Here is a 26,324-nt window from a genome sequence, read left to right as displayed (position 1 = left end):
GTGAATGTGACGTACGGGGTCGCCGACCGGAGTCGACGAAAGCGTTGCGGAACCATCTCGATGCGGCAACAGCGGACAGGAAGCGGCCGGAAACCGGCGGAACATCAGGTTCAGGACACGATGTCCTTACGACTGAACCCGCGGAAGGCCAGCGCGAACAGGATCAGGGCATAGGTCACCGATACGGCTGTGCCCTTGATCATGCCGCCCCACTCCAACTGCGGCTGGAGGGCATCGGCCCAGGCGAACTGCCAGTGCGCGGGCAGGAAGTCGCGCCAGGAGCCGAGCGCGGTGACCGCGTCGAGCACATTGCCGACGATGGTGAGGCCCACCGCGCCGCCGACCGCGCCGAGCGGGGCGTCCGTCTTCGTGGACAGCCAGAACGCCAGGCCTGCGGTGACCAGTTGGGAGACGAAGATGAACGCCACGACGATCGCGAGGCGGGGCACCGTGTCCCCGGCGGACAGCGCTCCCCCGGTGGGCAGTTTCAGCGGCCCCCATCCGTAGGCCGCCGTCCCCGCCGCCAGGGCGACGACCGGCAGCAGCACCATCGCGGCCAGGCTGAAGCCGAGGGCGACGACGAGCTTGGACCAGAGCAGCCGGACGCGCGGCACGGGCGCGGCGAGCAGATAGCGCAGCGAGGACCAGCTCGCCTCGGAGGCGACGGTGTCCCCACAGAACAGGGCCACCGGCACCACCAGCAGGAATCCGGCCGAGACGAACAGCGAGGTGGCGGCGAAGTTCGCGGCGGACTCGGTCGCCACGTCCATCAGGTTGATCCGGCCGCCGCCCCGGCCGCCCCCGCCTCCTCCGCCGTCCTCGCCGTCCGGCGTGCCGCCGATCGCGAAGGCGATGATCAGGATGAAGGGGAGGGCGGCGAGGATTCCGCCCATCAGCAGGGTGCGCCGTCTGCGCAGCTGCCGCATGGCCTCGACGCGGAGGGGAAGGGTGCGCCCGGCGCGGTAGCCGGGGGCCTCCGGGTGTTCGGTCTCCACCCGGGCCTCGGGGGGCTGGACGGGGGCGCTCATGCTGCTCCTCCGGAGATGAGGGTGAGGAAGGCGTCCTCCAGGCGGCGGTGCGGTCCGACGCCGGTGACCGGGACGTCGAGCCGGACGAGATCGGATACCAGCCGGGAGGTGGTGGCCCCGTCGAGGCGGACGAGGAGGCCGCGCCCGTCGTCGGTGCGGACGGCGGAGCCGATGCCGGGCAGGGCGGCCACCTTCTCCGCCAGCGGCTCGGACACCTCGTCCGCCGTGGTCACCAGGATCATGTCGCCGGATCCGGTGATCTCGGCGACGGGTCCGGCCTGGACGAGCCGGCCCCGGTCCATGACGACCAAGTGCGTGCAGGACTGTTCGACCTCGGAGAGGAGGTGGCTGGAGACGATCACGGTCCGGCCGCCGGCCGCGTACCGGATCATCACGTCCCGCATCTCGCGGATCTGCGGCGGGTCGAGCCCGTTGGTCGGCTCGTCGAGGATGAGGAGGTCCGGCATGCCGAGCATGGCCTGGGCGATGGCGAGCCGCTGCCGCATGCCCTGGGAGTACGTCCGTACGGCACGGGCGAGCGCGTCGCCGAGGCCCGCGATCTCCAGGGCCTCCTCGATGTGCGCGTCCTCGGCGGGCCGGCCGGTGGCCTGCCAGTACAGATCGAGGTTGGCGCGCCCGGAGAGGTGGGGCAGGAATCCGGCCCCCTCCACGAACGCCCCGACCCGGGACAGCACCGGCGCGCCGGGCCGGATCGCCTGCCCGAAGACGCGGATCTCGCCCTCGTCGGGGCCGATGAGCCCCATGAGCATGCGCAGGGTGGTCGTCTTGCCCGCGCCGTTGGGCCCGAGCAGCCCGAGGACCTGGCCCTTCTCGACGCGGAAGGACAGCTCGCGCACTGCGTACCGGTCGACGGACTTGGCGTACTTCTTGGAAAGTCCGGTGATCTGGAGTGGTACGTCGGTGAGCGCGGGGTCCGGCGCGGGTGTCGCGGTCCGGCGGCGGGCGGTGAGCAGCAGACCGGCCGCGATGACGAGGGCGGCGGCCGGGAGGCCCCAGGTCCACCACGGGAGGGTGGCCGCCGCGGTCTTCACGGCGGGCGCGGTGGGGACGGTCAGCGGTCCGTCGGCGGTGACGCTGTACGTGGCGGGCTCGGCCGGGGAGGCGTAGCCGAGGTCGGTCGCGGAGAACACCAGCCGCAGCCGGTGTCCGGCGTCGAACTCGTGGTCCACGGCGGGCAGCGCCAGCTCGACCGGCTTGCCCTGCTGGTCGGGGGTGATGCGGTAGGGGGCGACGAGCTGGTGGGGCAGCACCTGCTGCCTGCCGTCCGGCGACACGTCGTACACCTTGCCGAAGAGCACCGCGTCCCGGTCGCCGTCGGCCTTCACGTTCACCTTCACGGTGGGCGTGCCGGTGACGCGTACGGAGGTGTCCAGCGGGGCGGACTCGAAGCGGGCGAACTGTCCGGGGAAGTCGAGCGAGAGACCGACGCCGAGGGAGGAGAGCTGGGCGAGTCCGCCGCCGACGCCGGGGACGGCGGAGATGGCGGGCGGCGAGGACCCCGCGGGGTTGCGGAAGGTCTTCGTCCCGCCGCCGAGCGCGATGTCCCGGCCGCCGGCGCGCAGCCCCGGGTAGGTGTCGCCGCTCGCGCCGCGCAGGAGGGCGGCGCCGTCGGTGGAGTCGACGCCTCCGGTACGGGTGACGCGGAATGCGGGCCCGGTGCCGGCGCCGGTGTCCTCCTTGAGATAGCGGTCGAACCAGGAGCCGACCCGGCCCTCGACCCGCCCGGTCTCGTTGTCGCCGCCGTCGTGCCCGCCCGCGATCCAGTCGACGGAGACGGGGGCGCCGTTGGCGCTGATGGCCTTCTGCATGGCGTCGGCCTGGCCGAGCGGGAAGAGGGAGTCGGACTGCCCCTGGAGGAGGAGCGAGGGGACCTTGATGCGGTCGGCGACGGCGGACGGCGAACGCTCGGTGAGGAGGCCGATCGCCTCGGCGTCGGGCTTGCCGCTGACGGCGACCCGCTCGTACATCTCGCAGAGCCGCTTCTCGAACTTCTCGCAGCCGCCGCCGGTGGTGATGAAGATCCCGGCCCAGAGCTTCTTGAAGACCCCGTCGGGGAAGAGGGCGTCGGCGAGGTTCCAGTAGGTGATCACAGGCGCGATGGCGTCGACCCGCTCGTCGTGGCCGGCGGCGAGCAGGGAGACGGCCCCGCCGTAGGAGGCGCCGGTGAGCCCGACCCGGGGGTCGCCCTTCGCGTCGAGCTCCACCTCGGGCCGCTCCGCGAGCCAGTCGATGAGCCGCGAGACGTCCCTGACCTCGTGGTCCGGGTCGTTGAGGGAGATCTCCCCGCCGGATTTGCCGAAGCCGCGCGCCGACCAGGTCAGCACGGCGTACCCGTCGGCGGCCAGCTTCTCGGCCTGGGCCCGTACGTCGTTCTTGCTGCCGCCGAAGCCGTGTCCGATGAGCACGGCGGGCCGCTTGCCGGAGCCTTCGGCGTGGAAGTACGAGGTGTCGATCGGCACCCCGTCCATGCGCAGCGTCCGGTCCTCGCGCTGCACGGCGGGCGTGCCGTCGTCGGCGACGGCGGTCCAGGTGCCGCCGCCCACGAGCACGACGAGCGCGGCGCCGACCGCGGCCCACCGGCCAGGTGTACGGGGCAGCAGGCGCCGCCATCGAGCAGTAGGGGTCTCCATCCCTCGACCCTAAGCGGAGGATGCAAGCCGGTTGCGTGCCGCCGGGGGGAGGCGGGCGGCCTCCCTGAGAGGTACGGTGCGCCCCCGCCGTACTCCGGACGCGGTACAGAATGCCTTCAGACCCCTTTCCCCGGGAGGCCATTGTGGACATTCGCCGCGCTACGACCGTCAGGGAACTCCTGGCCGCCGGCCACCTCTACGACGCACCGCCCCGTGAGGAGTGGGCCGCCCGCTTCCTCGCGGCGGACGGTCATGTGCTGCTGATCGCGTACGTGGACGGCTTCCCGGCCGGCTTCGTCACGGGCATCGAGATGCTGCACCCCGACAAGGGCACGGAGATGTGCCTGTACGAACTCGCCGTCGACGAACCGTTCCGACGCCAAGGCATCGGCAGGGCCCTGACACTCGCGCTCGTGGACATCGCCCGGGAGCGGGGGTGCTATGACCTGTGGGTCGGCGTGGAGGAAGGCAACGAGGCGGCGCTCGCGACATACCGGTCGGCGGGGGCGGGGGACGACGGCGGGTTCACGATGCTGACGTGGGAGTTCGGGGACGGTGCCGCGCAGGAGTAGGGCACCTCGTACGGGGTCGGGATACGGCTGGGGCGCTCCCGGGCGTCAACCCTGACCTTCGTCAGGGGCCGCTCCTGCCGTTCGGCCGCCGCGCCGGGCCGTGGTGCCTTCGTACGTTCGCAGCATGGCAAAGCACACACATCAACACCACTGGCCCGTGCGGCTGTTCGGGTCGGCCGCACTGCTGGCGTCGGCGGCGGCCGTGATCGGGACGCTGTCGCCCGGGGGCCTGGGGCGGCCCGGGCCGACCGAGGTCACGCAGGGGGCTTCCGTATCCCTCTACCGGTCGCTGACGGGAGCGGTCGGGGACGGTCCGGGGTGGCTGGGGCACCTCCTGGAGCTGTCCTCGGAGGCCACGCTGATCGTTCTCGGTCTGCTGCTGCTCGCGGTCTGCTGGACGGCGGTACGCCGGAGGGACACGGGCGCGGTGGCGGGGGCCGTACTCGTCGGCGCCGGGACGGTCGTGGCGTACGCCGTCAGCGAGGCGCTGAAGCTGATCGTCGACGAGGAGCGGCCGTGCCGGGCGCTGGACGGCGCCCGGGCGGTCGCCGCGTGCCCCGAGCCGGGCGACTGGTCGTTCCCGAGCAACCACGCCACCCTGGCCGCCGCCCTCGCGGTCGGGCTGGCGGTGCGGCGGCCCCGGCTCGCCGCCGTGACGCTGCCGTTGGCCGTGGCGGCGGCACTGCTGCGGGTCCTGGTGGGAGTCCACTACCCGCACGACGTGATCGCCGGCGTCCTGCTCGGCGGGGCGGTCGTCGCCTCGGTGCTCCTCGTGCTGGGCCGCCCGGCCGCGCTGCTCGTCTCAGCGCTGCTACGACGGTGGGGGTGGGGGCAGGATCCCGGCCTCGTGGGCGACGACGGCGGCCGCGGCCCGGTTGTCGACGCCGAGGCGGGCCAGGACGGAGCTGACGTGCGCCTTGACCGTGCCTTCGACCAGGTGCAGCCGCCGGGCGATCTGCCCGTTGGACAGCCCGCCGCCGAGGTGCGACAGCACTTCGCGCTCCCTGGGCGTCAGCCCGGCGACCCGCTCCCGGGCCGCGTCCCGCCGGCCGGCCAGGACCCCGACCCCGGTGGACGCGAGGTGCGCCACCACGCGGGCGGCGACCTTCGGTGAAAGATAGGCGGCGCCTTCGGCCACGGCCCGCACCCCGGCGACGAGTTCCTCGGGCTCGCCGGACTTGATCAGGAATCCTGCGGCACCGCAGCCCAGCGCCCGCAGGATGTAGTCGTCCTCGCCGAACGTGGTCAGCATGACGACGCCGGTGGTGGGCAGAGTGCGGCGGATCTCGGCCGCGGCGTCGATCCCGTTGGTCCCCGGCATCCGTACGTCGAGGACGGCCACGTGCGGGCGGTATGCCCGGGCCAGTTCCACCGCCTCGTGCCCGTCGGCCGCCTCGGCGACGACCTCGATGCCCGGGTCGGTGGCGAGGACGGCGCGCACGCCGGCCCGGATCATGGGCTCGTCGTCGGCGACGAGGACCCGGATGGTCCCGGCCGGGGTCGTGTGCGCCGGGATTGTGTGCGCCGCCCGGGTCGGGTGCGTGGGGGTCGCGTCCGCCGCCCCGGTCGCGTCCGCCGGGGCCGCGTCCGTCGCCCGGGTCGGGTGCGCGGGAGCCATGTCCGCCGGAGCCGTGTCCGACGCTCGTGCCGCCACCGGGCGGCTCATCGGGCGCTCACGGTGTCAGCGCGTCGCGGGAGACCAGCCTGCCGTCCCGGAAGCAGAGCCGGTACGCGTCTCCGGACCGGTCGTCGAAGCGGTCGGCCGTCATCGCGTAGAACTCGCACGTCACCCCTCGTTCCTCCGGCCCGGCGCCCGCCGGCCGCTCCGCCGACTGCCGGTCCGGCAGCACCTTCCGTATGTCGGCCCGATCCTGCCCCACCCGCATCCGCGCGTAGTCGCGCGGGTCGAGGACGGACCGGGACGCGGCCACCGTCTCCCACGTCCCGACCCCGGCGAGCAGCACCGCGCCCGCTGCCAGCGGCACCGCCAGCGCGGTGAGCAGGGTGCGGCGGACCCGCCGCCGCGCCCGCCGGTAGTCGGCCGGCCCGGGGCTCACCCCGCCGAAGGCGGGCCGGGGCGCGGGCTCGGCGGGGGCGTGGTGGGGCAGCCGGGCGTCGACGGTGAAGCCGCCGTCCCGGGGGCCGTGGTCGAGGGTGCCGCCGACGAGCCGGACGCGCTCGTCCAGCCCGATGAGGCCTCGCCCCCCATGCCCGGCGAGCCCCCCGCTCTCGTGCCCGGCACGTCCACGTTCCCCGAACCCGGCGAGCCCTCGGCCCCCCGGCCCGGCACGTCCTCGGCCCCCCTCCCCGCCCAGTCCACGCTCCCCGTCCCCGGCCAGTCCACACTCCCCGTACCCGGCGAGTCCCCGGCCCCCGTGCCCGGCCAGTCCACACTCCCCCTGCCCGGCAAGTCCTCGGCCTCCGCGCCCGGCAGGCAGTTCGCCCGGGGTCCCGCGCGGTGTCGCCGGATCTCCGTCGCGGACCACCACCCGGGTCTCGGTCGCCGTGTGCGAGAGCTCGACGCTCACGGGCCGGCCCGGCGCGTGCTTGGCCGCGTTGGTCAGGCCTTCCTGCACGACCCGGTGCGCGGCGCGTTCGACGGCGGGCGGAAGAGCCGCCGACGCCTCTCCGGCCACCGTCAGTACGACGTCGAGCCCGGAGGCGGCCGCGTCGCCGACGAGCCGGGCGATGTCGGAGTCCCGCGGCCCCTCCGGCGGGCCCTCGCTCTCCTCGCGGAGGACGCCGATCACCTCGCCGAGCCGCTCCACCGCCGCGCCGGCCCTGCCCCGGATGTCCTGGGCCGCCTGCCGGTGCCGCTCGTCCAGGCCGGGCGACAGTTTCAGGGCCCCGGCCGACAGGGCGATCAGGCTGAGGTCGTGGCCCAGCACGTCGTGCATGTCCCGGGCGATCCTGGCCCGCTCCAGCAGCCTCGCCTGCTCGGCTACCAGCTGCTTCTCCCGCTCCAGCTGTTCGGCCCTCTCCCAGCCGACCCGGACCAACTCCCGGTACTGACGTGAGAACCGTCCCACGAACCAGGGCACCAGCACGGCGAGGACGACCACCGCCACGAACTGCGTCCCGAGAGCGAGCAGGGACGGCGCCACCGCCACCGCCACCGCCCCGGCCACGAGCGTCCCGGCCAGGACCAGGACGACGGTTCGGCCGCGCCCGGGGCCCCGCCCCGCGACGAACGCGGCGATCGCGGTCGGCAGGCCCCACCACCAGCCGACCAGACTCAGCGCGCCGAAGGCCGCCGCGGCGGGCACCAGCAGGCCACCCGGGTCCGCCCACCTGGGGCCGGGCCCGCGAGCGGTCCTGTTCCTGGGGAAGAAGCTGTTCACGAGGGAGAGGCTACGGAGACCGGGAACCTTCCGGCACTGCCGAAAGTCACATCTCCGGCACCGGGGAAGCGCCCCGGACCGGCCGGGGCGCGGCGAGGTCGAGCGGTGTCTCCACGGGCAGCAGGGCCGCGGCCCTCTCGCGCTCCCCCGCCCGGACCGCCGCGTGGACCTCGCGTGCGAGCGGGGTGACGTCGCGGACGGACACGGTCCACTCGTCCGCGTACCGCCGGGCGGCCTCACCGCTCAGCCCGAGCTGGAGGGAGCGGTACGGGAGCGGGTTCAGGTCGAGGTCGCGTTCGGGGTCCCACTGGACCCGGGCGGGGGCGGTGCGCAGGCTGCGCTTCCAGGACGCGGCGTCGGCGTGCACATCGCGTACGTAGTGGGAGAGTTCGGCGTGCGCAAGGGCCCATTCCAGGCCGTTCCGGTCGATCTCGACGGCGAGGACGACCTCCTGCCCCTCCTTCGTGCCCCAGCCGCAGCGGTACATCATCCACAGGAAGCTGGGCTTGATCCAGGTCATCCGGTCCCGCTTCCAGGCCTCGGGGAACCGCCCGTCGCGTGCGGCGGGCAGCCCGATGGCGGGGCGGTACGCCTGGTAGACGGTGACGGTGGTGGCTGTCTGCCGGGCGCGGATCTCGTAACGGGGCGGGAGGGCCGGGATGTTCATGGGGCACAGGATGCCGGGCGGGGCGGTGGCCCGGCATCCGCTTTTCGCCGGGCGGGGCGGTGGCCCGGCATCCGCTTTTCGCCGGGCGGTACGGGCCCGCCGACACACCGGTCCCCGCCGACACCGAGGTGCGGACGGGGACCGGTGAGAACGGCGGAGGGGGCGGCCCTCAGTGGTTGCGCGGGAAGCCGAGGTCGACGCCGGCGGGGGCGTCGGCCGGGTCGGGCCAGCGGGTGGTGACGACCTTGCCGCGCGTGTAGAAGTGCACGCCGTCGTTGCCGTAGATGTGGTGGTCGCCGAAGAGCGAGTCCTTCCAGCCGCCGAAGGAGTGGTAGCCCACGGGCACCGGGATCGGGACGTTGACGCCGACCATGCCGGCCTCGACCTCCAGCTGGAAGCGGCGGGCCGCGCCGCCGTCGCGGGTGAAGATCGCGGTGCCGTTGCCGAACGGGGAGGCGTTCATGAGGGCGACGCCGTCCTCGTACGTGTCCACGCGGAGCACGCACAGCACCGGGCCGAAGATCTCGTCCCGGTACGCGTCGGAGTCGGTGGAGACCTTGTCCAGGAGGGAGAGGCCGATCCAGTGGCCGTCCTCGAAGCCCTCGACCGTGTGGCCGGTGCCGTCCAGGACGACCTCCGCGCCCTGGGCGGCGGCACCCGTGACATAGGAGGCGACCTTGTCGCGGTGGGCGGCCGTGATCAGGGGGCCCATCTCGGAGGCGGGGTCGTTGCCGGGGCCGATCGTGATCTTCTCGGCGCGTTCGCGGATCTTCGCGACCAGTTCGTCGCCGATCGCGCCGACCGCGACGACGGCGGAGATCGCCATGCAGCGCTCGCCCGCGGAGCCGTACGCCGCCGAGACCGCCGCGTCGGCGGCCGCGTCCAGGTCGGCGTCCGGGAGGACGAGCATGTGGTTCTTCGCGCCGCCCAGCGCCTGGACGCGCTTGCCGTTGGCGGAGGCGGTGGCGTGGATGTGGCGGGCGATGGGGGTGGAGCCGACGAAGGAGACGGCGGCCACGTCCGGGTGGTTCAGCAGGCCGTCGACGGCGACCTTGTCGCCGTGCAGGACGTTGAGGACGCCGTCCGGAAGGCCGGCCTCCGACGCCAGCTCGGCCAGCAGGTTGGCGGCCGAGGGGTCCTTCTCGCTGGGCTTCAGCACGAACGTGTTGCCGCAGGCGATGGCCAGCGGGAACATCCACATCGGCACCATGGCCGGGAAGTTGAACGGCGTGATGCCCGCGACGACGCCGAGCGACTGGCGGATCGAGGAGACGTCGACCCGGTTGGACACCTGGGTGGACAGCTCGCCCTTGAGCTGGGTGGTGATCCCGCACGCCAGCTCGACGATCTCCAGACCGCGGGCGACCTCGCCCAGCGCGTCCGAGTGCACCTTGCCGTGCTCGGCGGTGATCAGCGCGGCGATGTCGTCGCGGTGGGCGTCGAGCAGCGCGCGGTAGCGGAAGAGGACGGTGGTGCGCTGGGCGAGCGAGGAGGTGCCCCACGTCGCGTACGCGGCCTTCGCCGCCGCCACGGCCGCGTCGACCTCCTCCACGGAGGCGAGCGCGACCTGTGTGGTGACGGCGCCGGTGGCGGGGTCCGTGACGGGACCGTACTGGCCCGACGTGCCCTCCACTGTCCTGCCGCCGATCCAGTGGTTGACGGTCTTCGTCATGACGTACTCCTTCAGGCTTCTGGCCGCTCGGGCAGGTGCACGTGGCTTCGAGCGGGTTCGAGCGGGTTCAGGCGGGCTTCACAGATGGCGGCGTCGGGCGGCGACCTGCCGGTCGTACTCCTCCCGGGCCTTGACCGCCGCCGGGCGGCTCGCGGTCTCGGCTACCGGAACATCCCACCACGCCTGTGCCGGAGGGGGGCCCGACACTGTGTCGGGCGTTTCGGTCTCGACGTAGACACAAGTGGGGCCCTCCGCGTCACGGGCCTCGGAGAGTGCCGCGCGCAGGTCGTCGACGGTGGTGGCGCGCAGGACGCGCAGGCCGAGGGAGGCCGCGTTGGCGGCCAGGTCGACGGGGAGCGGCGGGCCGGTGAAGCCGCCGTCGGCGTCCCGGCGGCGGTAGGCCGTGCCGAAGCGCTCGGCGCCGACCGACTCGGAGAGGCCGCCGATGGAGGCGTATCCGTGGTTCTGGAGGATGAGCAGCTTCAGCGGCAGGTTCTCCTGGACGGCGGTGACGATCTCGGTGGGGTTCATGAGGTACGTGCCGTCGCCGACGAGCGCCCAGACGGGGCGGCGCGGCGTACGGACTCCGTGGGCGAGCAGGACGCCGATCGCGGCGGGGATCTCGTAGCCCATGCAGGAGTAGCCGTACTCGACGTGGTACTGGTCGCGGGAGCGGGTGCGCCAGAGCTTGTGCAGGTCGCCGGGGAGGGAGCCCGCGGCGTTGACGATGATGTCGTCCTCGGTGACCAGGGCGTCCAGCAGGCCGAGGACCTGGGTCTGGGTGGGGCGTGCGGTGGGGTCGGGGGTGGCGAAGGACGCCTCGACCCGTGCCTCCCACGCTTCCTTCGCGCCGGTGTACTCCGTCTCGTACGCCGGCGCGACCCGGTAGCCGCGTCCGGCGAGCGCCGCCGTGAGCGCCTCAAGGCCCGCGCGGGCGTCGGCGACCAGCGGGAGGGCGGCCAGCTTGTGGGCGTCGAAGCCGGTGATGTTGAGGTGGAGGAAGCGGACGGCCGGATCGGCGAAGAGCGTGCCGGAGGCGGTGGTGAAGTCGGAGAAGCGGGTGCCGATGCCGATCACCAGGTCGGCGGTGCGGGCCAGTTCGTCGGCGGTGGCGGTGCCGGTGTGGCCGATGCCGCCGACATCGGCCGGGTGGTCGTGGCGGAGCGCGCCCTTGCCCGCCTGGGTGGAGGCGACCGGGATGCGGGTCGCGGCGGTGAACGCGGCGAGCGTCTCCTCGGCCGCGCTGTGCCGGACCCCGCCGCCGACGACGATCAGGGGGCGGCGGGCGGAGCGTACCGCCCGTACCGCGGTCTCCAGTTCGTACGCGTCGGGGGCGGGCCTGCGGACGTGCCAGTCGCGCTCGGCGAAGAACTCCTCCGGCCAGTCGTACGCCTCCGCCTGCACGTCCTGCGGCAGCGCGAGCGTGACCGCGCCGGTCTCGGCGGGGTCGGCGAGGACGCGCATCGCCTGCAACGCGGCCGGGATCAACGCCTCGGGCCGGGTGATCCGGTCGAAGTAGCGCGAGACGGGGCGCAGACAGTCGTTGACCGAGACATCGCCCGCGTAGGGCACTTCCAGCTGCTGGAGTACGGGGTCGGCGGGGCGGGTCGCGAAGGTGTCGCCGGGCAGGAGGAGGACGGGCAGGCGGTTGATCGTCGCGAGGGCGGCCCCGGTGACGAGGTTGGTGGCCCCCGGGCCGATGGACGTGGTCACCGCGTGCGCGGAGAGCCGCCCCGACTGACGGGCGTATCCGACGGCCGCGTGCACCATGGCCTGTTCGTTGCGGCCCTGGAGGTAGGGCATGCGGTGCGCGGACCCGTTCCCGCCGCTGCCGTTCCTGTCGCTGCCGTTTCCGCCGCTGCCGTTCCTGTCGCTGCCGTTTCCGCCGCTGCCGTTCCGGTCACCGCTGCCGCCGCCGCCCGCCTCGACGAGTGCCTGGCCGATGCCCGCGACGTTCCCGTGCCCGAAGATGCCCCAGGTGGCGCTGATGAGCCGCTGCCGGCTGCCGTCGCGCTCGGTGTACTGCCGGGCCAGGAAGGCGACCAGGGCCTGAGCGGTGGTCAGCCTGCGGGTCGGCCCGTGGGGGCGCACGGGACGCGCCGGGTTCGCGGGACTCGTCGGGCTCAAGGCGTTACCTCCGGGCCGGGCGACGGATGCGCCGTGTACAGCGGGAGTCTGGCGTCGATCGGCTCGCCTGGCCAGGTGTCGCGGATCCATCGGTGGTCGGGGTGGTCGCGGATCAGCCAGGCGCGCTCCTCCCCCGGCCCGGCCATCACGTTCAGGTAGTACAGCGTCCGGCCGGGCGGGGCGATGGACGGGCCGTGCCAGCCGTCGGGGATGAGGACGGCGTCGCCGCCGCGCACTTCGGCGAGGACGTCCGTACCGCCGTCGCGCGACGGGGAGACCCGGTGGTAGCCGGTCCCGCCGTCCGCGACCTCGAAGTAGTAGATCTCCTCCAGTTCGCACTCCTCGCCCGGCACGTGTTCGTCGTGTTTGTGGGGCGGGTACGAGGACCAGTTGCCGCCGGGGGTGAGCACCTCGACGGCGATCAGCCGGTCGCAGTCGAAGGTGTCGGCGGCGGCGAAGTTGTTCACCTGGCGCGAGCAGGTCCCGGAGCCGCGCAGCTCGACGGGTACCTCCGGCGCGGGGCCGTAGCGAGCGGGGAGTCTTCGCTCGCACTTCGCTCCTGCCAGGGCGAAGCGGCCACCTGCGCCGGAGGCGATCTGTGCGTGGGAGTCGCGCGGTACGTAGGCGAAGTCGGAGACCCCGCTGAACACGCTCTCCCGGCCCAGCAGTTGAAAGGTCTCGCCTGCCGTACGCACCGTACATGCACCGGCCAACGGCAGGACGATCCATTCGCTTCCGCCGGTGTCGAGCGTGTGAACTTCTCCCGGTTCAAGCTCCAGCACCCGCAGGGCCGAACGGTCCCAGCCGGCCCGCTCGGGGTCGATGTCGACGGCGTACGCCCCGCGCGCGACGCTGCCGGCCGGCAGGTGGTACCGGTGGTCCCGCTCAGGGGGGTGATGCTTCGTCATGGCTCTTCCCTACCCGTGCCGAGCAGCGATACGGCGGTGTCGACGGCACACGTCACGTCCCCGTCGACCGGGTAGAGCAACGAGCGGCCCACGACCAGCCCCCGCACAGTGGGCAGCCGCAGCGCGTCGCGCCATTTCCCGTACGCGGCGTCCTGGTCGGCGCCGACCTCGCCGCCGAGCAGGACGGCGGGCAGGGTGGAGGCTTCCATCGCCCGGGCCATGGCGTCGGGGTCGTCGGTGACGGGGACCTTCAGCCAGGTGTACGCGGACGTCCCGGCAAGGCCCGACGCGATGGCGATGGAGGTCGCCACGGCGGCGGCGCCGAGATCGTTGCGGAGGCGGCCGTCGAGGCGCCGGCAGAGGAACGGCTCGACGAAGACGGGCAGCCGGTGCGCCGCCATCGCGTCGATGGTCCGGGCGGCGGCGTGCAGGGTGTCCAGCGAACCGGGGTCCTCGTGGTCGATGCGCAGCAGCAGCTTCCCCGCGTCGAACCCGTGGCGGACCAGGTCGTCGGGGCGGTGGCCGGTGAACCGGTCGTCGAGCTCGAACGCGGCGCCGGCCAGCCCGCCGCGGTTCATCGAGCCCATCACGACCTTGTCCTCCAGGGCTCCCAGCAGGAGGAGATCGTCCAGGACGTCGGCGGAGGCCAGCACCCCGTCGACGCCGGGGCGGGAGAGGGCGAGGCAGAGCCGCTCCAGCAGCTCGAAGCGGTTGGCCATGGCCAGGGACCGGTCCCCCACCGCGAGCGCGCCGCGCGCGGGATGGTCCGCCGCGATGATCATCAGCCGGTCGCCGGGGTGCCGGATCAGACTCCGCCGCTGCCGTCGCGCCGCGGCCTCGGCGATGGCCTCGGGGCGCTCGGCTCGCAGCCGCACGAGCTCGGCGAGGGAGGGCGCGAGAGGCGTCATGAGCCCGCTCCGGCGGGGGAACCGGGGGCCGGGGCGTCGGGGGCGGCGGCGGGGGCGTTGGGGGCCGCCGGTGCACCCGGGGCAGCCGGGGCGGCGGGGGCCGCCGGAGCACCCGGTGCGCCAGGGGCGTCGGGGGCCGCCGGAGCACCCGGTGCGCCAGGGTCGGCAGCCGGAGCGCCCCGGTCGGCCGTCACGGCTCCGGCCGCGAGGGCCCCCTCGACCTCGTCCGGGAAGGGCATCGCGGACGAGCAGGCGAGCCGGGAGGCGACGATGGCGCCGGCCGCGTTCGCGTACCGCACGAGGCGGTCCAGCGGCCACCCGGCGAGCAGCCCGTGGCAGAGCGCGCCCCCGAACGCGTCCCCCGCGCCGAGTCCGTTGACCACGTCCACCGGCAGGGGCGGGCAGTCGGCGGTGGTGCCGTCGCGGTGGACGGCGAGCACGCCCTTGGGGCCCTGTTTGACGACGGCGAGCTCCACCCCGGCCGCGAGCAGGGCCCGGGCCGCGGCGTACGGTTCGCGTTCGCCGGTCGCGATGCGGCACTCGTCGATGTTGCCGACGGCGACCGTGGCATGGGCCAGTGCTTCGCGGTACCGCGCGGGAGCCTCGGCGCTGTCGTCGCCGCCGTCCCAGAACATGGGCCGCCAGTCGAGGTCGAAGACGGTCGCCGTACGCGGCGCACCGGCCGGGCGGGCGTCGGCCGTCCTCGCACCGCGTGCCGCGAGGGCGGCCAGGGTGGCGGAGCGGCTGGGCTCGGCGCTGAGTCCGGTGCCGGTCATCCAGAAGATCCGGGCCTCGCGCACCGCGTCCAGGTCGAGCTCCGGCGCGTGGATCTCCAGATCGGGGGCCTTGGGGTGCCGGTAGAAGTAGAGCGGGAAGTCGTCCGGCGGGAAGATCTCGCAGAAGGTGACCGGGGTCGGATACTCCGCCACGGCCGTCGCCCAGCGGGCGTCCACCCCGAACCGTTCCAGTTCCTGGTGGAGATAGGCGCCGAAGGCGTCCTGCCCGGTCCGGGTGATCACGGCCGTCCGCCGCCCCAGCCGGGCCGCCGCCACCGCGACGTTCGTCGGGGAGCCGCCGAGGAACTTGCCGAACGTCTCGACCCGGGCGAGCGGTACCCCGACCTCCAGCGGGTAGAGGTCCACCCCGATCCGCCCCATGGTGATCACGTCGTACGGCTCAGGCATGCCCATCCCTTCGACCACCGGTGGCCGGCTGGTCCCAGGTCTAGTCCCCTCCCCGGAGCCCTGTCAATATTTTGTCCGGACATTCGGACGAAGCCTTGACACTCTTCGGCATGGGCCCCAAGGCTGGGCGGTATGACCCCCTCCGTCCGTCCCCCGGTCCGCATCCGCATCGGCTCGGCCCCCGACTCCTGGGGTGTCTGGTTCCCCGACGACCCGCGTCAGGTGCCGTGGCGGCGCTTCCTCGACGAGGTGGCCGAGGCCGGGTACGCGTGGATCGAACTCGGCCCGTACGGCTATCTGCCCACCGACCCGGCGCGGCTGGCCGACGAGACCCGTGAGCGGGGGCTCACCGTCTCCGCCGGGACCGTCTTCACCGGACTGCACCACGGCCCGGACGTCTGGGACCGGACGTGGGCGCATGTCGCGGACATCGCCGGACTGACCCGGGCCATGGGCGCCGAGCACCTGGTCGTCATTCCGTCCTTCTGGCGCGACGACAAGACGGGCGAGGTGCTGGAGGACCGGGTGCTCACACCCGCGCAGTGGCGTGAGCTGACCGCGCAGACGGAGCGGCTGGGCCGGGAGGTCCGGGAGCGGTTCGGGCTGCGCATCGTCGTCCACCCGCACGCCGACACCCACATCGACACCGAGGAGAACGTCAACCGCTTCCTGGACGCCACCGATCCGGATCTCGTCTCGCTCTGCCTGGACACCGGGCACTACGCCTACTGCGGCGGGGACAGCGTCAAGCTCATCGAGACGTACGGGGAACGCATCGGCTACCTCCACCTCAAGCAGGTCGATCCGGAGATCCTGGCGACGGTGGTCGCGGACGAGGTGCCGTTCGGCCCGGCGGTGGCCAGGGGTGTGATGTGCGAGCCGCCCGGCGGGGTGCCCGCCCTGGAGCCGGTCCTGGAAGCGGCCCGGGCCCTGGACGTCGATCTGTTCGCGATCGTGGAGCAGGACATGTATCCGTGCCCGCCGGACAAGCCGTTCCCCATCGCCCGCCGCACCCGGGAGTTCCTGCGCTCCTGCGGAAGGCCCGGCGCCCCGGCCTGAGCCCGCCGGGTGCGTCGGGCTCCGCCCCTCGGCTGCCCGTACCGCCCCGTAACGCCCTGGCCGCCCCGCGTGCCCCCGGGTGCCCCGACTGCCCCGACTGCCCCGACTGCCCCGGGTCAGACTCCCGTGCTTCCGTCGACGCGTTCGCGGATCAGGTCGGCGTGGCCGCAGTGGCGCGCGTACTCGCCGATCATGTGGGTGTAGATCCACCGCAGGGTGACCTGCGCGCCCATGAACGGGCTGGTGTCGTCGAGCGCCCGGGCCGCGCAGTTCTCCCGGGCCCGTGCCACCTCGGTCTCCCACTGGGCGAGCGCCCGCTCGTGGGTGGAGTCCTCGGTCAGCTCCCAGCCGCCGTCACGGCCCTCGGCTCCGTCCCCGCCGTCGGCCGGAGGAGCGTGGAGCGGCGGGGCGTCCTCCTGCGCGAGCACGCGGCGGAACCAGTTGCGCTCGACCTCCGCCAGGTGCTGGAGCAGTCCGAGCAGCGTGATCGGCGACGGCGCCGCAGACGCCTCGCGCAGCCGCTTCTCGGGCAGGTCCGCGCACTTCTGGGCGAGGGTGGCGCGGTAGAAGTCGAGCCAGCTCTCCAGGGAGACGCGTTCATCGGCGACCAGAGGGGGCATCAGGCGTTCGGAAGTGCTCATGGTCCCCATCGTGACACCCGGGTCCGACAGCGGCTCCGCCTCGCACCAATGGCCCCGGTTCATCCGTTCTGCCACAGGAGTCACCGTTTCGGAACACATATCTCGGTTACGCGTGGTTTCTGTCACAGTCGGTCGACAGCCACACGCCGCCTGGCGCCCGGGGTCGTTCAACCGAGCACGGACTGAATGATCGTCAGTCTGTGCTGCGGAGCGCAGCAGAGCAGAGAAGCGCTGAGAGGTGTCACCGATGACCGACAGAACGCTCTGGTCCTACAAGGACATCGCCGCGCACATCCAGGTCCAGCCGGACACCGTCCGCTCCTACCGCAAGCACGGGCTCCTGCCCCCGCCCGACCAGGTGCAGAACGGGAAGCCGTACTGGTACGGAGACACCGTCCGCGCGTGGGTCGCCTCCCGCCCCCGCAACCGGGGCCGCTGACACCCCTGCCCGCACAGCGACCCCGAGCGCACAGTGCCCCGCCATCCCCCGCCCGGGGCCCGCCCTCCCCGGGCCCGGGCCCGTCAGCCCCGTCCCGTCAGCCCCGGGTGGGCGCCCGGAAGTGGGCCGTCCAGAGGAACGGCTTCCCGAAGAGCGGGGATTCGGGAGCCTCGTCGTTCATCCGGCGCAGCTCGATCTCCGTCAGGCCGGAGAAGACGTGCCGCAGCGCCTCGGGTGAGTAGGCGAGCCCGCCCTGGAGGCCGCCCGTCCGGTAGAGCTCGGCGTCCGGCAGCTCCGAGCCCATCCCGCCCTCCCCGGCGGCGAAGCAGGTGAGCGTGAAGTGGCCGCCGGGCGCGAGGCAGCGCTCCAGGAGGGCGAGGTAGCTGATGCGCCGGTGGGGCGGCAGGTGGTGGAAGCAGCCGGAGTCGTGGATCAGGTCGTAGGGCCCGGCCAGGGCGGCCCCGGCCGCCGTCAGGGCGAACGCGTCACCTCGGTGGAACCGAACGCCGTGGACTCCTGTGCTTTCCGCCCGCTCCCGTGCCCAGGCGATCGCTTCCCGGGAGAGGTCGACCGCGTCGACGTCGAAGCCGAGCGAGGCCAGGTGCAGCGCGTTGCGGCCGGGCCCGCAGCCGAGGTCGAGCGCACGGCCCGGGGTGATCACCCCCTGGCGGAGATACCCGTCCAGGCTCTCGTCGGGCTTCTCCACGAAGAACGGCACCGTCTTCGAGCGGTCCGCGTAGAAGTCGTCCCACCAGGACGCCCCGCCGGCCGTCCACCGGTCCGCCGCCGGGGCGAACAGCCCGTCCATCAGTGCCAGCACATCGTCCGCCGTCGTCACGTTCCGGTCCATCCGGGCCCCCTTTTCCGATGAGGTAATTCTAGACAGTCGGAGCATGAATGCCCAGGTCAGCGGCCCTTTGCCGATGCCGCGGGCAGGCCCCTGGCGTCTTCCGGGGCGGGCGGGGAGGCCGGCCCACCGGCCTCCCCCTGTTCGGTGCCCCGCGGACCCTCCGGGGCCTGCTCCGGGGGTGTTCCCGGCGTCCCCGAGGGCTGTTTCCGAACAGCTTCCCCGCCCCCTTCGCTGAGGCCGAACCTGCGGTGGAGGGAGCGCAGAGGCGCGGGGGCCCACCAGGTGGAGCGGCCCATCAGCTTCATCACCGCGGGGACCAGCAGGCCCCGCACCACCATGGCGTCCATCAGGACGGCGAGGGCGATGCCGAGTCCCAGCATCTTGGTGTTGGTGACCCGCGAGGTGCCGATGGCCACCATGACCACCGCGAGGATCACGGCGGCCGCGGTGATCAGTCCGCCGGTGTGCCGGAGTCCGAAGGTGACGGAGTGCTCGTGGTCGCCTGTGCGGTCGTGCTCCTCCTTGATCCGGGATATCAGGAAGACCCCGTAGTCCATGGAGAGTCCGAAGGCGACGCAGAACATCAGGACGGGCAGCGTCGTCTCGATGTCGCCCGTGCTGGTGAAGGCGAGCAGCCCGGAGAGATTCCCGTCCTGGAAGACCCAGACCACCGCTCCGAACATCGCGGTCAGGCTGAGGGCGTTGAGCACGACCGCCTGGAGCGGGATGAGCACACTGCCGGTGAGCAGGAAGACCAGGAGCAGGGTGGCCACCACGATGATCCCCACCGCCCAGGGCAGCCGGTCGCCTATGGCGTCCTTGGAGTCGACGAGGACGGCGGCCGTGCCCGTCACCGAGGTGTCGAGGGAGGAGGCGGAGGGCACGGCCCTCAGGTCCCGTACGAGCTGCTGGGCCTTCTCGCCGACGGCTTCCCCCTCGGGCAGCACGCCGTAGAAGGCGACGGATTCCCCGGTGACCGGGCCGTCGACCCGCAGGACGCCGGGGAGCCGCTCGATCCGGCCCTTCAGCTCCGCGTACTCGGCGGGGGACCCCTGGCCCTCGGCCAGCACCTCCAGGCCGCCGCCGGGGCTGCCGGGGAACCCTTCGCGGATGTGCTCCTGGACGACCCGGGACTCCGCTCCGGCCGGCAGCTGACGGTCGTCCGCCGTGCCGAACTTGACACCCAGGAAGGGCAGTCCGAGCAGCAGGAGTCCAACGGTGGTGACGACGGCGAAGAGGGGCGCCCTGCGCATCACCAGCACGGCCAGCCGCGCCCACCCCCTGCCGGGCGCCGCACCGGCGTCGGCGGTCGCCTTCTTCCGGCGACGGAACAGGCGTCGCAGGTCCAGCGAGTTGACCCGGTGGCCGAGCAGCACGAGTGCGGCGGGCAGCAGGATCAGCGCGGCAGCGGCGGCCAGGAGGACCACGGCGATCCCGGCGTAGGCGAAGGACCGCAGGAAGTACTGCGGGAAGACGAGCATGGCCGACAGGGACACCGCCACGGTCAGCGCCGAGAACAGCACCGTACGCCCGGCGGTCCGCAGCGTCGTGCCCACCGCGCTCCGGGGGCCCGCCCCGCCGGCCAGCTCCTCGCGGAAGCGGCGGACGATGAACAGGGCGTAGTCGATGGCGAGTCCGAGGCCGAGCGCCGTGGTGAGGTTCATGGCGAAGACCGAGACGTCGGTGAACTCCGTCAGGCCCCGCAGTACGGCGTTGGTGCCGAGGATGGCGACGATGCCGACGCCCAGCGGCAGCATCGCGGCTACGGCGCTGCCGAAGACCATGACCAGCAGGACGAGCGTCACCGGCAGGGCGATCAGCTCGGCCCGCAGCAGATCCTCCTGGATGATCGTCTGCATCTCGTGCTGCACCGCCACGGGTCCGCCGAGGGAGACCGTCACCGGCCCCCGCTCCCCCGCGAAGGCCGGGGCGATCCGGTCGAGGGTCTCGCCCGCGGTCTTCTCGTCGCCCCCGATCCGGGCGGCGATGACCGCCTCGTGACCGTCCTCGGAGCGCAGGGCGGGGGACGCGGTCTCCCAGTAGGACCCGATGCCCGAGATCCCCGGCTCGGCCTTCAGCCGCTCGACCAGGCGGGTGGCTTCGGCGGCCACCGCCGGGTCGTCGACGGTCGCGGAGCCGCTGTCCACCAGCAGGAGCAGGTTGGGCTGGGAGGCGGGGAACTCCCTCGCCAGCACCTCGGTCGCGTAGGTCGACTCGGCGTCGGGGGCCTGCCAGCCGCCGCTGCCCATCCGGTCCGCCACCCCGCTCCCCGCGAAGACGGCGAGCGCGGTGATCACCAGCGCGGCCAGCAGCGCGAGCCGCGGCCGGGCGGTGACGAACCGGGTCCAGCCGCCGATCGAGGGCGGCGCGGAACGGTTGACTTCGGACATGGTGCGGTGTCCCCTTCACCGAGACCCGGGCAGGCACAAGGCAGCATGGGTCGGTCGTTGCCACTTACCCTGGCAAACACGAGTAGTCGCTCGCGTTTCACTAGAATGCGAGCGAGCACTCGTATTTGTCAACCGCATCATGAGAGCCGGGGATTGACCGTGTCGGAGGCCAAAGCCACCAAGGGCGCCGCAGCGGACGGAGCGGATGACGGAGCGCCGGGATCCGCACGCCCGCGTCGCCGCCAGGCCCGCGGCGAGGCCCGTATCGCCCAACTGCTCCAGGCCGCCGCCAGCGTCTTCTGCACCAGCGGCTACACCGCGTCGAGCACCAACGCCATCGCCCGCGAGGCCGGAGTGTCGCCGGGCACGCTCTACCAGTTCTTCCCGAACAAGGAGGCCATCGCCGTAGAGCTGGGCGACCAGCTGCTCAACCGCTGGCGGGACACCTACGGCGCCGCCTTCACCCAGAGCCATATCGAGCTGCCGCTCGACCGCATGCTGGACGCCATCCTCGACCCGCTGATCGCCTTCAACTGCGAGAACCCGGCCTTCTCCGTCCTGATGCACGGTTCGGAGATCCCCGGCCGGATCACCGAGGAGCACGACACGCTGCACGCCACGATGCTGACGCGGGTCGAATCGGTCCTCGCCGGCTACCTCCCGGACGTGCCGGGCGACCAGGTCCGCCGCATCGCCGACATGACCTTCATGCTCTTCAAGGCCGGGCTGGACCTGATCATGGCCCACGAGGGCGAGGAGCGTGCGGCCTACACCCATGAGCTGAAGACGATCATGTTCCGCTACCTGGACCCCCTGGTCGGCGACGATGTGCGCTGCCGGGCCCAGCAGGCGCCGTAGGCGTCGCAGGCGACCCGCACACACCCGGGACGACCACGGGACCGGCGCACGGCGATCCGCCGGATCGCATTCATACCCCCTAGGGGTATAGTGTGGATACGGCGGGACGCCAGGGAGTCCTCCACGGCCCCCCACGCCCCGCCACGCCGCCGAAACGTGTTCGCGAAGAGGAGAACGTCATGACCGCCGAGACAGAGACCACCCAGTCCACCGGTTCCTGCTGCACGCCCACCGGTTCCTGCCACGACGGCGCGACCGACGTGCAGATCGACCAGACCGACGGGGTCACCACCGTGTACCAGGTCAAGGGCATGACCTGCGGCCACTGCGAGGGCTCCGTTTCGGAGGAGATCTCCGGGATCGCGGGCGTGACCTCGGTCGCGGCCGTCGCCGCCACCGGCCTGGTCACCGTCACGTCCAAGGCCCCGCTGGCCGAGGACGCCGTCCGCGCCGCCGTCGACGAGGCCGGGTACGAGCTCCTCGGCCCGGCCGCCTGAAGGCCGATCAGAGCAGCCACCCCGTTCGCCGTCGGGCCGCACCTCACCAGTCGCTACAGGTGGGGTGCGGCCCGATCCGCGTCTCCCAGGAGCTCGGCCCGTACGGCGGTCGTGGCGGCCCGGAACGGGGAGGCCCGGAGCCGGGGGACCCGGGGCCGGTTCGGGGTGACGGACGCCGCCGAGGACAGCAGTGCGGCGTCCGCGAGCGAGCCGCGCACCCCGGGTCGGCGATGGGCACCGGGGCGGATGCGGCGATCGAGGCGAGCGACCTCACACCGGTTCGTGGAGATCTCAAGGTGACGGCTGCCGCGTTTCGCCTCTCCGGGCGTACGCTGGCCACCACCAGGGGCAACCCCTTCCGGGCCTTCGGGTACCACGTCGCGACCTTACCCCTGGCTGTAACTGGCCTGCTCAACCCTATGATCGCGGGAGCCGCCATGGCGTTTTCGTCCGTGTTCGTCGTCACGAACGGCCTACGGTCGCGTGCCTTCACGTAACTTCCACAAAGAGATTTAGATCACACCGGTTTCGGGGTAACCATCCGGTGGGTTCGTGAGTCTTAGAGTGCGAGCCAAGGATGTCTTGGGGGACGTCCGATGGAGTGTCTTGGGGGACGCTCCTGTGGCAAGCGTTGGCCGGGGCACGTGCACCGGGGAGCTTTGAGCGGCCCTCCCGTGCGTACGTACCCCGGCGGACCGCAGCACAACAGAACAACGGGAGCTTCGGCTCCCCGCAGACGCCCGGCCGGATCCCGTGGGGGGAATCCGCTCCGGGATATGGGAAACGCCCCGACCGTCGACCCGTGGGGGGATCGGCGGCGGGGCGTTTCTCGCTTTCCAGCCCGCTCAACCCTGTACGCGCCCCGCAGGAGCCCGCTCCACCGCCGTACGCGCCCCGCGCAAGCCCCGTACAACGCCGAATCGCCCCGGACACCGCGCTCTGTGCGAAGCGCGGTACGCGGGGCGAAGGCAGTCGGCCGAAAAGGCCGGGCAGTACAGGGGGTTACGAGGTCCGGGTCAGCGGCCCTCGACCGGGACGAAGTCGCGCAGGACCTCGCCGGTGTAGATCTGACGCGGGCGGCCGATGCGAGAACCCGGCTCCTTGATCATCTCGTGCCACTGGGCGATCCAGCCGGGAAGCCGGCCGAGCGCGAAGAGCACGGTGAACATCTCGGTCGGGAAGCCCATGGCCCGGTAGATCAGACCGGTGTAGAAGTCCACGTTGGGGTAGAGGTTGCGCGAGACGAAGTACTCGTCGGAGAGCGCGTGCTCCTCCAGCTTGAGCGCGATGTCGAGCAGCTCGTCGGACTTGCCGAGCGCGGACAGCACGTCGTGCGCAGCGGCCTTGATGATCTTGGCGCGCGGGTCGAAGGACTTGTACACCCGGTGGCCGAAGCCCATCAGGCGGACGCCGTCCTCCTTGTTCTTCACCTTGCGGATGAAGGAGTCGACGTCGCCTCCGTTGGCCTGGATGCCTTCCAGCATCTCCAGGACCGACTGGTTGGCGCCACCGTGCAGAGGGCCCCACAGCGCCGAGATGCCGGCGGAGATCGAGGCGAACATGTTCGCCTGCGAGGAGCCGACCAGACGCACGGTGGAGGTCGAACAGTTCTGCTCGTGGTCCGCGTGCAGGATGAGCAGCTTGTCCAGCGCCGAGACGACGACCGGGTCCAGCTCGTACTCCTGGGCGGGGACCGAGAAGGTCATGCGCAGGAAGTTCTCGACGTACCCGAGGTCGTTGCGCGGGTAGACGAAGGGGTGCCCGATCGACTTCTTGTAGGCGTACGCCGCGATCGTCGGAAGCTTCGCCAGGAGGCGGATCGTCGAGAGGTGACGCTGCTGCTCGTCGAACGGGTTGTGGCTGTCCTGGTAGAACGTGGACAGCGCGCTGACGACCGAGGACAGCATGGCCATCGGGTGGGCGTCGCGCGGGAAGCCGTCGAAGAACCGCTTGACGTCCTCGTGCAGCAGCGTGTGCTGGGTGATCTCGTTCTTGAAGGTCGCCAGCTCGTCGACCTTCGGCAGATCGCCGTTGATCAGCGTGTACGCGACCTCGAGGAACGACGAGCGCTCGGCGAGCTGCTCGATCGGGTATCCGCGGTAGCGCAGAATGCCCTGCTCACCGTCGAGGTACGTGACGGCGGATTTATAGGCGGCGGTGTTGCCGTATCCGCTGTCCAGCGTCACCAGGCCGGTATTGGCCCGGAGCTTCCCGATGTCGAAGCCCTCGTCGCCGACGGTGCTGTTGATCACCGGGTAGGTGTACTCGTCGTCGCCGTACCGCAGTACTACAGCGTTGTTGGTGTGCTCGCTCACGTCATCCCTCACCGACGTAGTGCCTCTTCTTCGAGGTGCCCTGACTGTCTTCCACCCTCCCCCATTCGGCTCAGGAGAGTGCACTCGGGGTCGTCCATTGGACTCATTGGCGGCACTGAGTGCCGCCAACTTACTCATCCTGCCCCCTTGACTGCGGTTCCGGAAGACCTCCGTGATGTTTCCCACCGATTTGATCGATCATTTTTGCCACGGCTCACGCGAAGTCTTCTCCCGAGCCGCCCCGGAGCCGGAAATCCAGTGCCGTACAGCGTCTGCCTGCGGAAACCGTGCGGACCGCCTGGCTGATCGCCTTACGGGAGCCGACCAGGACCACCAGCTTCTTGGCCCTCGTCACGGCCGTGTAGAGCAGGTTGCGCTGGAGCATCATCCAGGCACTGGTGGTGACGGGGATGACGACGGCCGGATACTCGCTGCCCTGGGAGCGGTGGATGGTCATGGCGTACGCGTGGGCCAGCTCGTCCAGCTCGTCGAAGTCGTACCCGATCTCCTCGTCCTCGTCGGTGTGGACGGTGAGCTTCTGTTCGTCCAGGTCAAGGCCGGTGACGACGCCGACCGTGCCGTTGAAGACGCCGTTCTCGCCCTTGTCGTAGTTGTTGCGGATCTGGGTGACCTTGTCGCCGACCCGGAAGACCCGGCCGCCGAACCGCTTCTCGGGGAGGTCGGGGCGGCCCGGGGTGATGGCCTGCTGGAGCAGCCCGTTCAGGTTCCCCGCGCCCGCCGGGCCCCGGTGCATCGGGGCGAGTACCTGCACGTCACGGCGGGGATCGAGGCCGAATTTGGCCGGGACGCGACGGGCCGCCACATCGACGGCCAGCTTGCCCGCTTCCTCCGTCTCGTCCTCCACGAAGAGGAAGAAGTCGCTCAGCCCCTCCGTGAGCGGCGGCTGCCCGGCGTTGATCCGGTGGGCGTTGGTCACGACGCCGGACTGCTGGGCCTGGCGGAAGATCCGGGTGAGCCGGACGGCGGGGACCGGGCCGCCCTCCGCGAGCAGATCGCCCAGCACCTCCCCCGCGCCGACCGAGGGCAGTTGGTCGACGTCGCCCACGAGGAGGAGGTGGGCACCGGGTGCCACCGCCTTCACGAGCTTGTTGGCGAGCAGCAGGTCGAGCATCGACGCCTCGTCCACGACGACCAGATCCGCGTCCAGCGGGCGGTCCCGGTCGTAGGCCGCGTCGCCGCCCGGCTTCAGCTCCAGGAGCCGGTGCACGGTGGACGCCTCGGCCCCGGTCAGCTCCGACAGGCGTTTGGCGGCGCGCCCGGTGGGGGCGGCGAGCACGACCTTGGCCTTCTTGGCCCGGGCCAGCTCGACGATGGAGCGTACGGTGAACGACTTCCCGCAGCCGGGGCCGCCGGTCAGGACGGCCACCTTCCGGCTGAGCGCGAGCCGTACGGCCTGTTCCTGCTCGGGCGCGAGGGTGGCCCCCGTACGGGTGGCGAGCCAGGCCAGGGCCTTGTCCCAGTCCACGTCCCGGAAGCCCGGCATGCGGTCCTCGCCGGTCTTCAGCAGGCGGCGCACCTGCCCGGCGAGGGACAGCTCGGCCCGGTGGAAGGGGACGAGGTAGACAGCGGTGATCGGTTCGCCGCCCTCGGGGGACGGCACCTTCTCCCGTACGACGCCCTCCGGATCGGCGGCCAGCTCGGCCAGGCACTCGATGACCAGCCCGGTGTCGACCTGGAGCAGCTTGACGCCGTCCGCGATGAGCCGCTCCTCGGGGAGGTAGCAGTGCCCCTGGTCGGAGGACTGGGACAGGGCGTACTGGAGGCCGGCCTTGACCCGCTCGGGGCTGTCGTGCGGAATGCCGACAGCCTGGGCGATCCGGTCGGCGGTGAGGAAGCCGATGCCCCAGACGTCGGCGGCCAGCCGGTAGGGCTGGTTCTTCACGACGGAGATCGAGGCGTCCTCGTACTTCTTGTAGATGCGGACGGCGATGGAGGTGGAGACCTCGACGCTCTGGAGGAAGACCATGACCTCCTTGATCGCCTTCTGCTCCTCCCAGGCGGTCGCGATCATCTTCGTGCGCTTGGGGCCGAGGCCGGGGACCTCGACCAGACGCTTCGGCTCCTGCTCGATGATGTCGAGGGTGTCGACGCCGAAGTGGGTGGTGATCCGGTCGGCCATCACCGGCCCGATCCCCTTGATCAGCCCGGAGCCGAGATAGCGGCGGATGCCCTGGATGGTGGCGGGCAGCACGGTGG

At 72.2% G+C, this 26,324-nt stretch carries 21 protein-coding genes and 2 pseudogenes; 7 read left to right on the top strand and 16 right to left on the bottom strand.

Features of this window, described 5'->3' with window-relative positions; translation table 11 throughout:
- Window positions 1–110: 110 nt before the first annotated feature.
- Together AB0F29_RS05990 and AB0F29_RS05985 are read right to left on the bottom strand one after the other, a co-directional pair.
- Window positions 111–1,028, bottom strand: coding sequence for an ABC transporter permease (locus AB0F29_RS05990; protein WP_361867839.1), 918 nt, complete (start codon window positions 1,026–1,028; stop codon window positions 111–113).
- Window positions 1,025–3,679, bottom strand: a complete 2,655-nt coding sequence (locus AB0F29_RS05985) for an alpha/beta fold hydrolase (protein ID WP_361867837.1) — start codon at window positions 3,677–3,679, stop codon at window positions 1,025–1,027. Before AB0F29_RS05985 ends, AB0F29_RS05990 begins: the two co-directional genes overlap by 4 nt.
- Before the next feature lie 143 nt (window positions 3,680–3,822).
- Here AB0F29_RS05985 and AB0F29_RS05980 point away from each other — a divergent pair, with 143 nt between their 5' ends.
- Together AB0F29_RS05980 and AB0F29_RS05975 are read left to right on the top strand one after the other, a co-directional pair.
- On the top strand, window positions 3,823–4,251 hold the full coding sequence (locus AB0F29_RS05980; RefSeq protein ID WP_361867834.1) for a GNAT family N-acetyltransferase: 429 nt from the start codon (window positions 3,823–3,825) through the stop codon (window positions 4,249–4,251).
- Between the two features lie 124 nt (window positions 4,252–4,375).
- Window positions 4,376–5,011 (top strand): annotated as a pseudogene (locus tag AB0F29_RS05975) (phosphatase PAP2 family protein); the annotation flags it as partial.
- Window positions 5,012–5,062: 51 nt separating this feature from the next.
- Here AB0F29_RS05975 and AB0F29_RS05970 read toward each other — a convergent pair.
- The 8 genes from AB0F29_RS05970 to iolC all read right to left on the bottom strand — a co-directional run bounded on the left by AB0F29_RS05970 (window position 5,063) and on the right by iolC (window position 15,058).
- Window positions 5,063–5,905, bottom strand: coding sequence for a response regulator transcription factor (locus AB0F29_RS05970; protein WP_361867833.1), 843 nt, complete (start codon window positions 5,903–5,905; stop codon window positions 5,063–5,065).
- Between the two features lie 19 nt (window positions 5,906–5,924).
- On the bottom strand, window positions 5,925–7,517 hold the full coding sequence (locus AB0F29_RS05965) for a histidine kinase (protein ID WP_361868681.1): 1,593 nt from the start codon (window positions 7,515–7,517) through the stop codon (window positions 5,925–5,927).
- 121 nt (window positions 7,518–7,638) lie between these two features.
- A complete protein-coding gene (locus AB0F29_RS05960) occupies window positions 7,639–8,259 on the bottom strand; it encodes a DUF4291 domain-containing protein (RefSeq protein ID WP_361867830.1) in 621 nt (206 codons plus the stop codon).
- Window positions 8,260–8,428: 169 nt separating this feature from the next.
- Complete coding sequence (locus AB0F29_RS05955) at window positions 8,429–9,931, bottom strand: CoA-acylating methylmalonate-semialdehyde dehydrogenase (RefSeq protein ID WP_018959293.1); 1,503 nt, start codon at window positions 9,929–9,931, stop codon at window positions 8,429–8,431.
- Between the two features lie 78 nt (window positions 9,932–10,009).
- Window positions 10,010–12,058, bottom strand: coding sequence for a 3D-(3,5/4)-trihydroxycyclohexane-1,2-dione acylhydrolase (decyclizing) (gene iolD / locus AB0F29_RS05950; RefSeq protein ID WP_361867828.1), 2,049 nt, complete (start codon window positions 12,056–12,058; stop codon window positions 10,010–10,012).
- A complete protein-coding gene (gene iolB / locus AB0F29_RS05945) occupies window positions 12,055–12,966 on the bottom strand; it encodes a 5-deoxy-glucuronate isomerase (protein ID WP_361867825.1) in 912 nt (303 codons plus the stop codon). Before iolB ends, iolD begins: the two co-directional genes overlap by 4 nt.
- Complete coding sequence (locus AB0F29_RS05940) at window positions 12,963–13,874, bottom strand: deoxyribose-phosphate aldolase (RefSeq protein WP_361867823.1); 912 nt, start codon at window positions 13,872–13,874, stop codon at window positions 12,963–12,965. Before AB0F29_RS05940 ends, iolB begins: the two co-directional genes overlap by 4 nt.
- Window positions 13,871–15,058, bottom strand: a complete 1,188-nt coding sequence (iolC, locus tag AB0F29_RS05935; protein WP_361867820.1) for a 5-dehydro-2-deoxygluconokinase — start codon at window positions 15,056–15,058, stop codon at window positions 13,871–13,873. The genes AB0F29_RS05940 and iolC overlap by 4 nt, the downstream gene beginning before the upstream one ends.
- A 132-nt stretch (window positions 15,059–15,190) precedes the next feature.
- Here iolC and AB0F29_RS05930 point away from each other — a divergent pair, with 132 nt between their 5' ends.
- A complete protein-coding gene (locus AB0F29_RS05930) occupies window positions 15,191–16,117 on the top strand; it encodes a sugar phosphate isomerase/epimerase (protein ID WP_361867818.1) in 927 nt (308 codons plus the stop codon).
- 116 nt (window positions 16,118–16,233) lie between these two features.
- On the opposite strand, the gene AB0F29_RS05925 is transcribed toward AB0F29_RS05930, so the two are convergent.
- Window positions 16,234–16,758 carry a DinB family protein gene (locus AB0F29_RS05925; protein WP_361867816.1) on the bottom strand — a complete coding sequence of 175 codons (525 nt, stop codon included), beginning with the start codon at window positions 16,756–16,758 and terminating at the stop codon, window positions 16,234–16,236.
- Between the two features lie 247 nt (window positions 16,759–17,005).
- Here AB0F29_RS05925 and AB0F29_RS05920 point away from each other — a divergent pair, with 247 nt between their 5' ends.
- Window positions 17,006–17,197, top strand: a complete 192-nt coding sequence (locus AB0F29_RS05920; protein ID WP_018487248.1) for a MerR family transcriptional regulator — start codon at window positions 17,006–17,008, stop codon at window positions 17,195–17,197.
- Window positions 17,198–17,294: 97 nt separating this feature from the next.
- Here AB0F29_RS05920 and AB0F29_RS05915 read toward each other — a convergent pair whose 3' ends face one another.
- Window positions 17,295–18,047: a class I SAM-dependent methyltransferase gene (locus AB0F29_RS05915; protein WP_361867813.1), complete on the bottom strand. Its 753-nt coding sequence runs from the start codon at window positions 18,045–18,047 to the stop codon at window positions 17,295–17,297.
- Window positions 18,048–18,103: 56 nt separating this feature from the next.
- Window positions 18,104–20,437 (bottom strand): MMPL family transporter, encoded by a 2,334-nt coding sequence (locus tag AB0F29_RS05910; RefSeq protein ID WP_361867811.1) that lies wholly within the window; start codon window positions 20,435–20,437, stop codon window positions 18,104–18,106.
- Window positions 20,438–20,596: 159 nt separating this feature from the next.
- Between AB0F29_RS05910 and AB0F29_RS05905 the strand changes: the two genes are divergently transcribed.
- Window positions 20,597–21,295: a TetR family transcriptional regulator gene (locus AB0F29_RS05905; RefSeq protein WP_026290772.1), complete on the top strand. Its 699-nt coding sequence runs from the start codon at window positions 20,597–20,599 to the stop codon at window positions 21,293–21,295.
- A 179-nt stretch (window positions 21,296–21,474) separates the two neighbouring features.
- Window positions 21,475–21,792, top strand: coding sequence for a heavy-metal-associated domain-containing protein (locus AB0F29_RS05900; RefSeq protein WP_018959304.1), 318 nt, complete (start codon window positions 21,475–21,477; stop codon window positions 21,790–21,792).
- Between the two features lie 53 nt (window positions 21,793–21,845).
- Here the strand turns inward: AB0F29_RS05900 and AB0F29_RS05895 are convergent, their stop codons facing one another.
- Entirely contained in the window at window positions 21,846–22,010 is a 165-nt protein-coding gene (locus AB0F29_RS05895) for a hypothetical protein (RefSeq protein ID WP_361868739.1), read from the bottom strand.
- A 3-nt stretch (window positions 22,011–22,013) separates the two neighbouring features.
- Between AB0F29_RS05895 and AB0F29_RS05890 the strand changes: the two are divergent.
- Window positions 22,014–22,289, top strand: a pseudogene (locus AB0F29_RS05890) (heavy metal translocating P-type ATPase); the annotation flags it as partial.
- 519 nt (window positions 22,290–22,808) lie between these two features.
- Here AB0F29_RS05890 and AB0F29_RS05885 read toward each other — a convergent pair.
- Together AB0F29_RS05885 and AB0F29_RS05880 are read right to left on the bottom strand one after the other, a co-directional pair.
- Window positions 22,809–24,107 carry a citrate synthase gene (locus AB0F29_RS05885; RefSeq protein ID WP_018959306.1) on the bottom strand — a complete coding sequence of 433 codons (1,299 nt, stop codon included), beginning with the start codon at window positions 24,105–24,107 and terminating at the stop codon, window positions 22,809–22,811.
- A gap of 214 nt (window positions 24,108–24,321) precedes the next feature.
- The coding region (locus AB0F29_RS05880) for an ATP-dependent RecD-like DNA helicase (protein ID WP_361867808.1) at window positions 24,322–26,324 on the bottom strand (2,003 nt) is incomplete at its 5' end.

Origin of the sequence: Streptomyces sp. NPDC026589 (genome assembly GCF_040638385.1) — a bacterium.
Taxonomy (GTDB): Bacteria; Actinomycetota; Actinomycetes; order Streptomycetales; family Streptomycetaceae; genus Streptomyces.
This window is presented reverse-complemented; position numbering and strand designations above follow the sequence as displayed.

Excerpts from the sequence above, each read along its gene's own strand:
- iolB (WP_361867825.1), bottom strand. The coding sequence starts at position 12,966 with ATGACGAAGCATCACCCCCCTGAGCGGGACCACCGGTACCACCTGCCG.
- AB0F29_RS05925 (WP_361867816.1), bottom strand. The coding sequence starts at position 16,758 with ATGAGCACTTCCGAACGCCTGATGCCCCCTCTGGTCGCCGATGAACGC.
- AB0F29_RS05920 (WP_018487248.1), top strand. The coding sequence starts at position 17,006 with ATGACCGACAGAACGCTCTGGTCCTACAAGGACATCGCCGCGCACATC.
- AB0F29_RS05930 (WP_361867818.1), top strand. The coding sequence starts at position 15,191 with ATGACCCCCTCCGTCCGTCCCCCGGTCCGCATCCGCATCGGCTCGGCC.
- iolC (WP_361867820.1), bottom strand. The coding sequence starts at position 15,058 with ATGCCTGAGCCGTACGACGTGATCACCATGGGGCGGATCGGGGTGGAC.
- AB0F29_RS05955 (WP_018959293.1), bottom strand. The coding sequence starts at position 9,931 with ATGACGAAGACCGTCAACCACTGGATCGGCGGCAGGACAGTGGAGGGC.
- AB0F29_RS05990 (WP_361867839.1), bottom strand. The coding sequence starts at position 1,028 with ATGAGCGCCCCCGTCCAGCCCCCCGAGGCCCGGGTGGAGACCGAACAC.
- AB0F29_RS05940 (WP_361867823.1), bottom strand. The coding sequence starts at position 13,874 with ATGACGCCTCTCGCGCCCTCCCTCGCCGAGCTCGTGCGGCTGCGAGCC.
- AB0F29_RS05960 (WP_361867830.1), bottom strand. The coding sequence starts at position 8,259 with ATGAACATCCCGGCCCTCCCGCCCCGTTACGAGATCCGCGCCCGGCAG.
- AB0F29_RS05985 (WP_361867837.1), bottom strand. The coding sequence starts at position 3,679 with ATGGAGACCCCTACTGCTCGATGGCGGCGCCTGCTGCCCCGTACACCT.
- AB0F29_RS05910 (WP_361867811.1), bottom strand. The coding sequence starts at position 20,437 with ATGTCCGAAGTCAACCGTTCCGCGCCGCCCTCGATCGGCGGCTGGACC.
- AB0F29_RS05900 (WP_018959304.1), top strand. The coding sequence starts at position 21,475 with ATGACCGCCGAGACAGAGACCACCCAGTCCACCGGTTCCTGCTGCACG.
- AB0F29_RS05915 (WP_361867813.1), bottom strand. The coding sequence starts at position 18,047 with ATGGACCGGAACGTGACGACGGCGGACGATGTGCTGGCACTGATGGAC.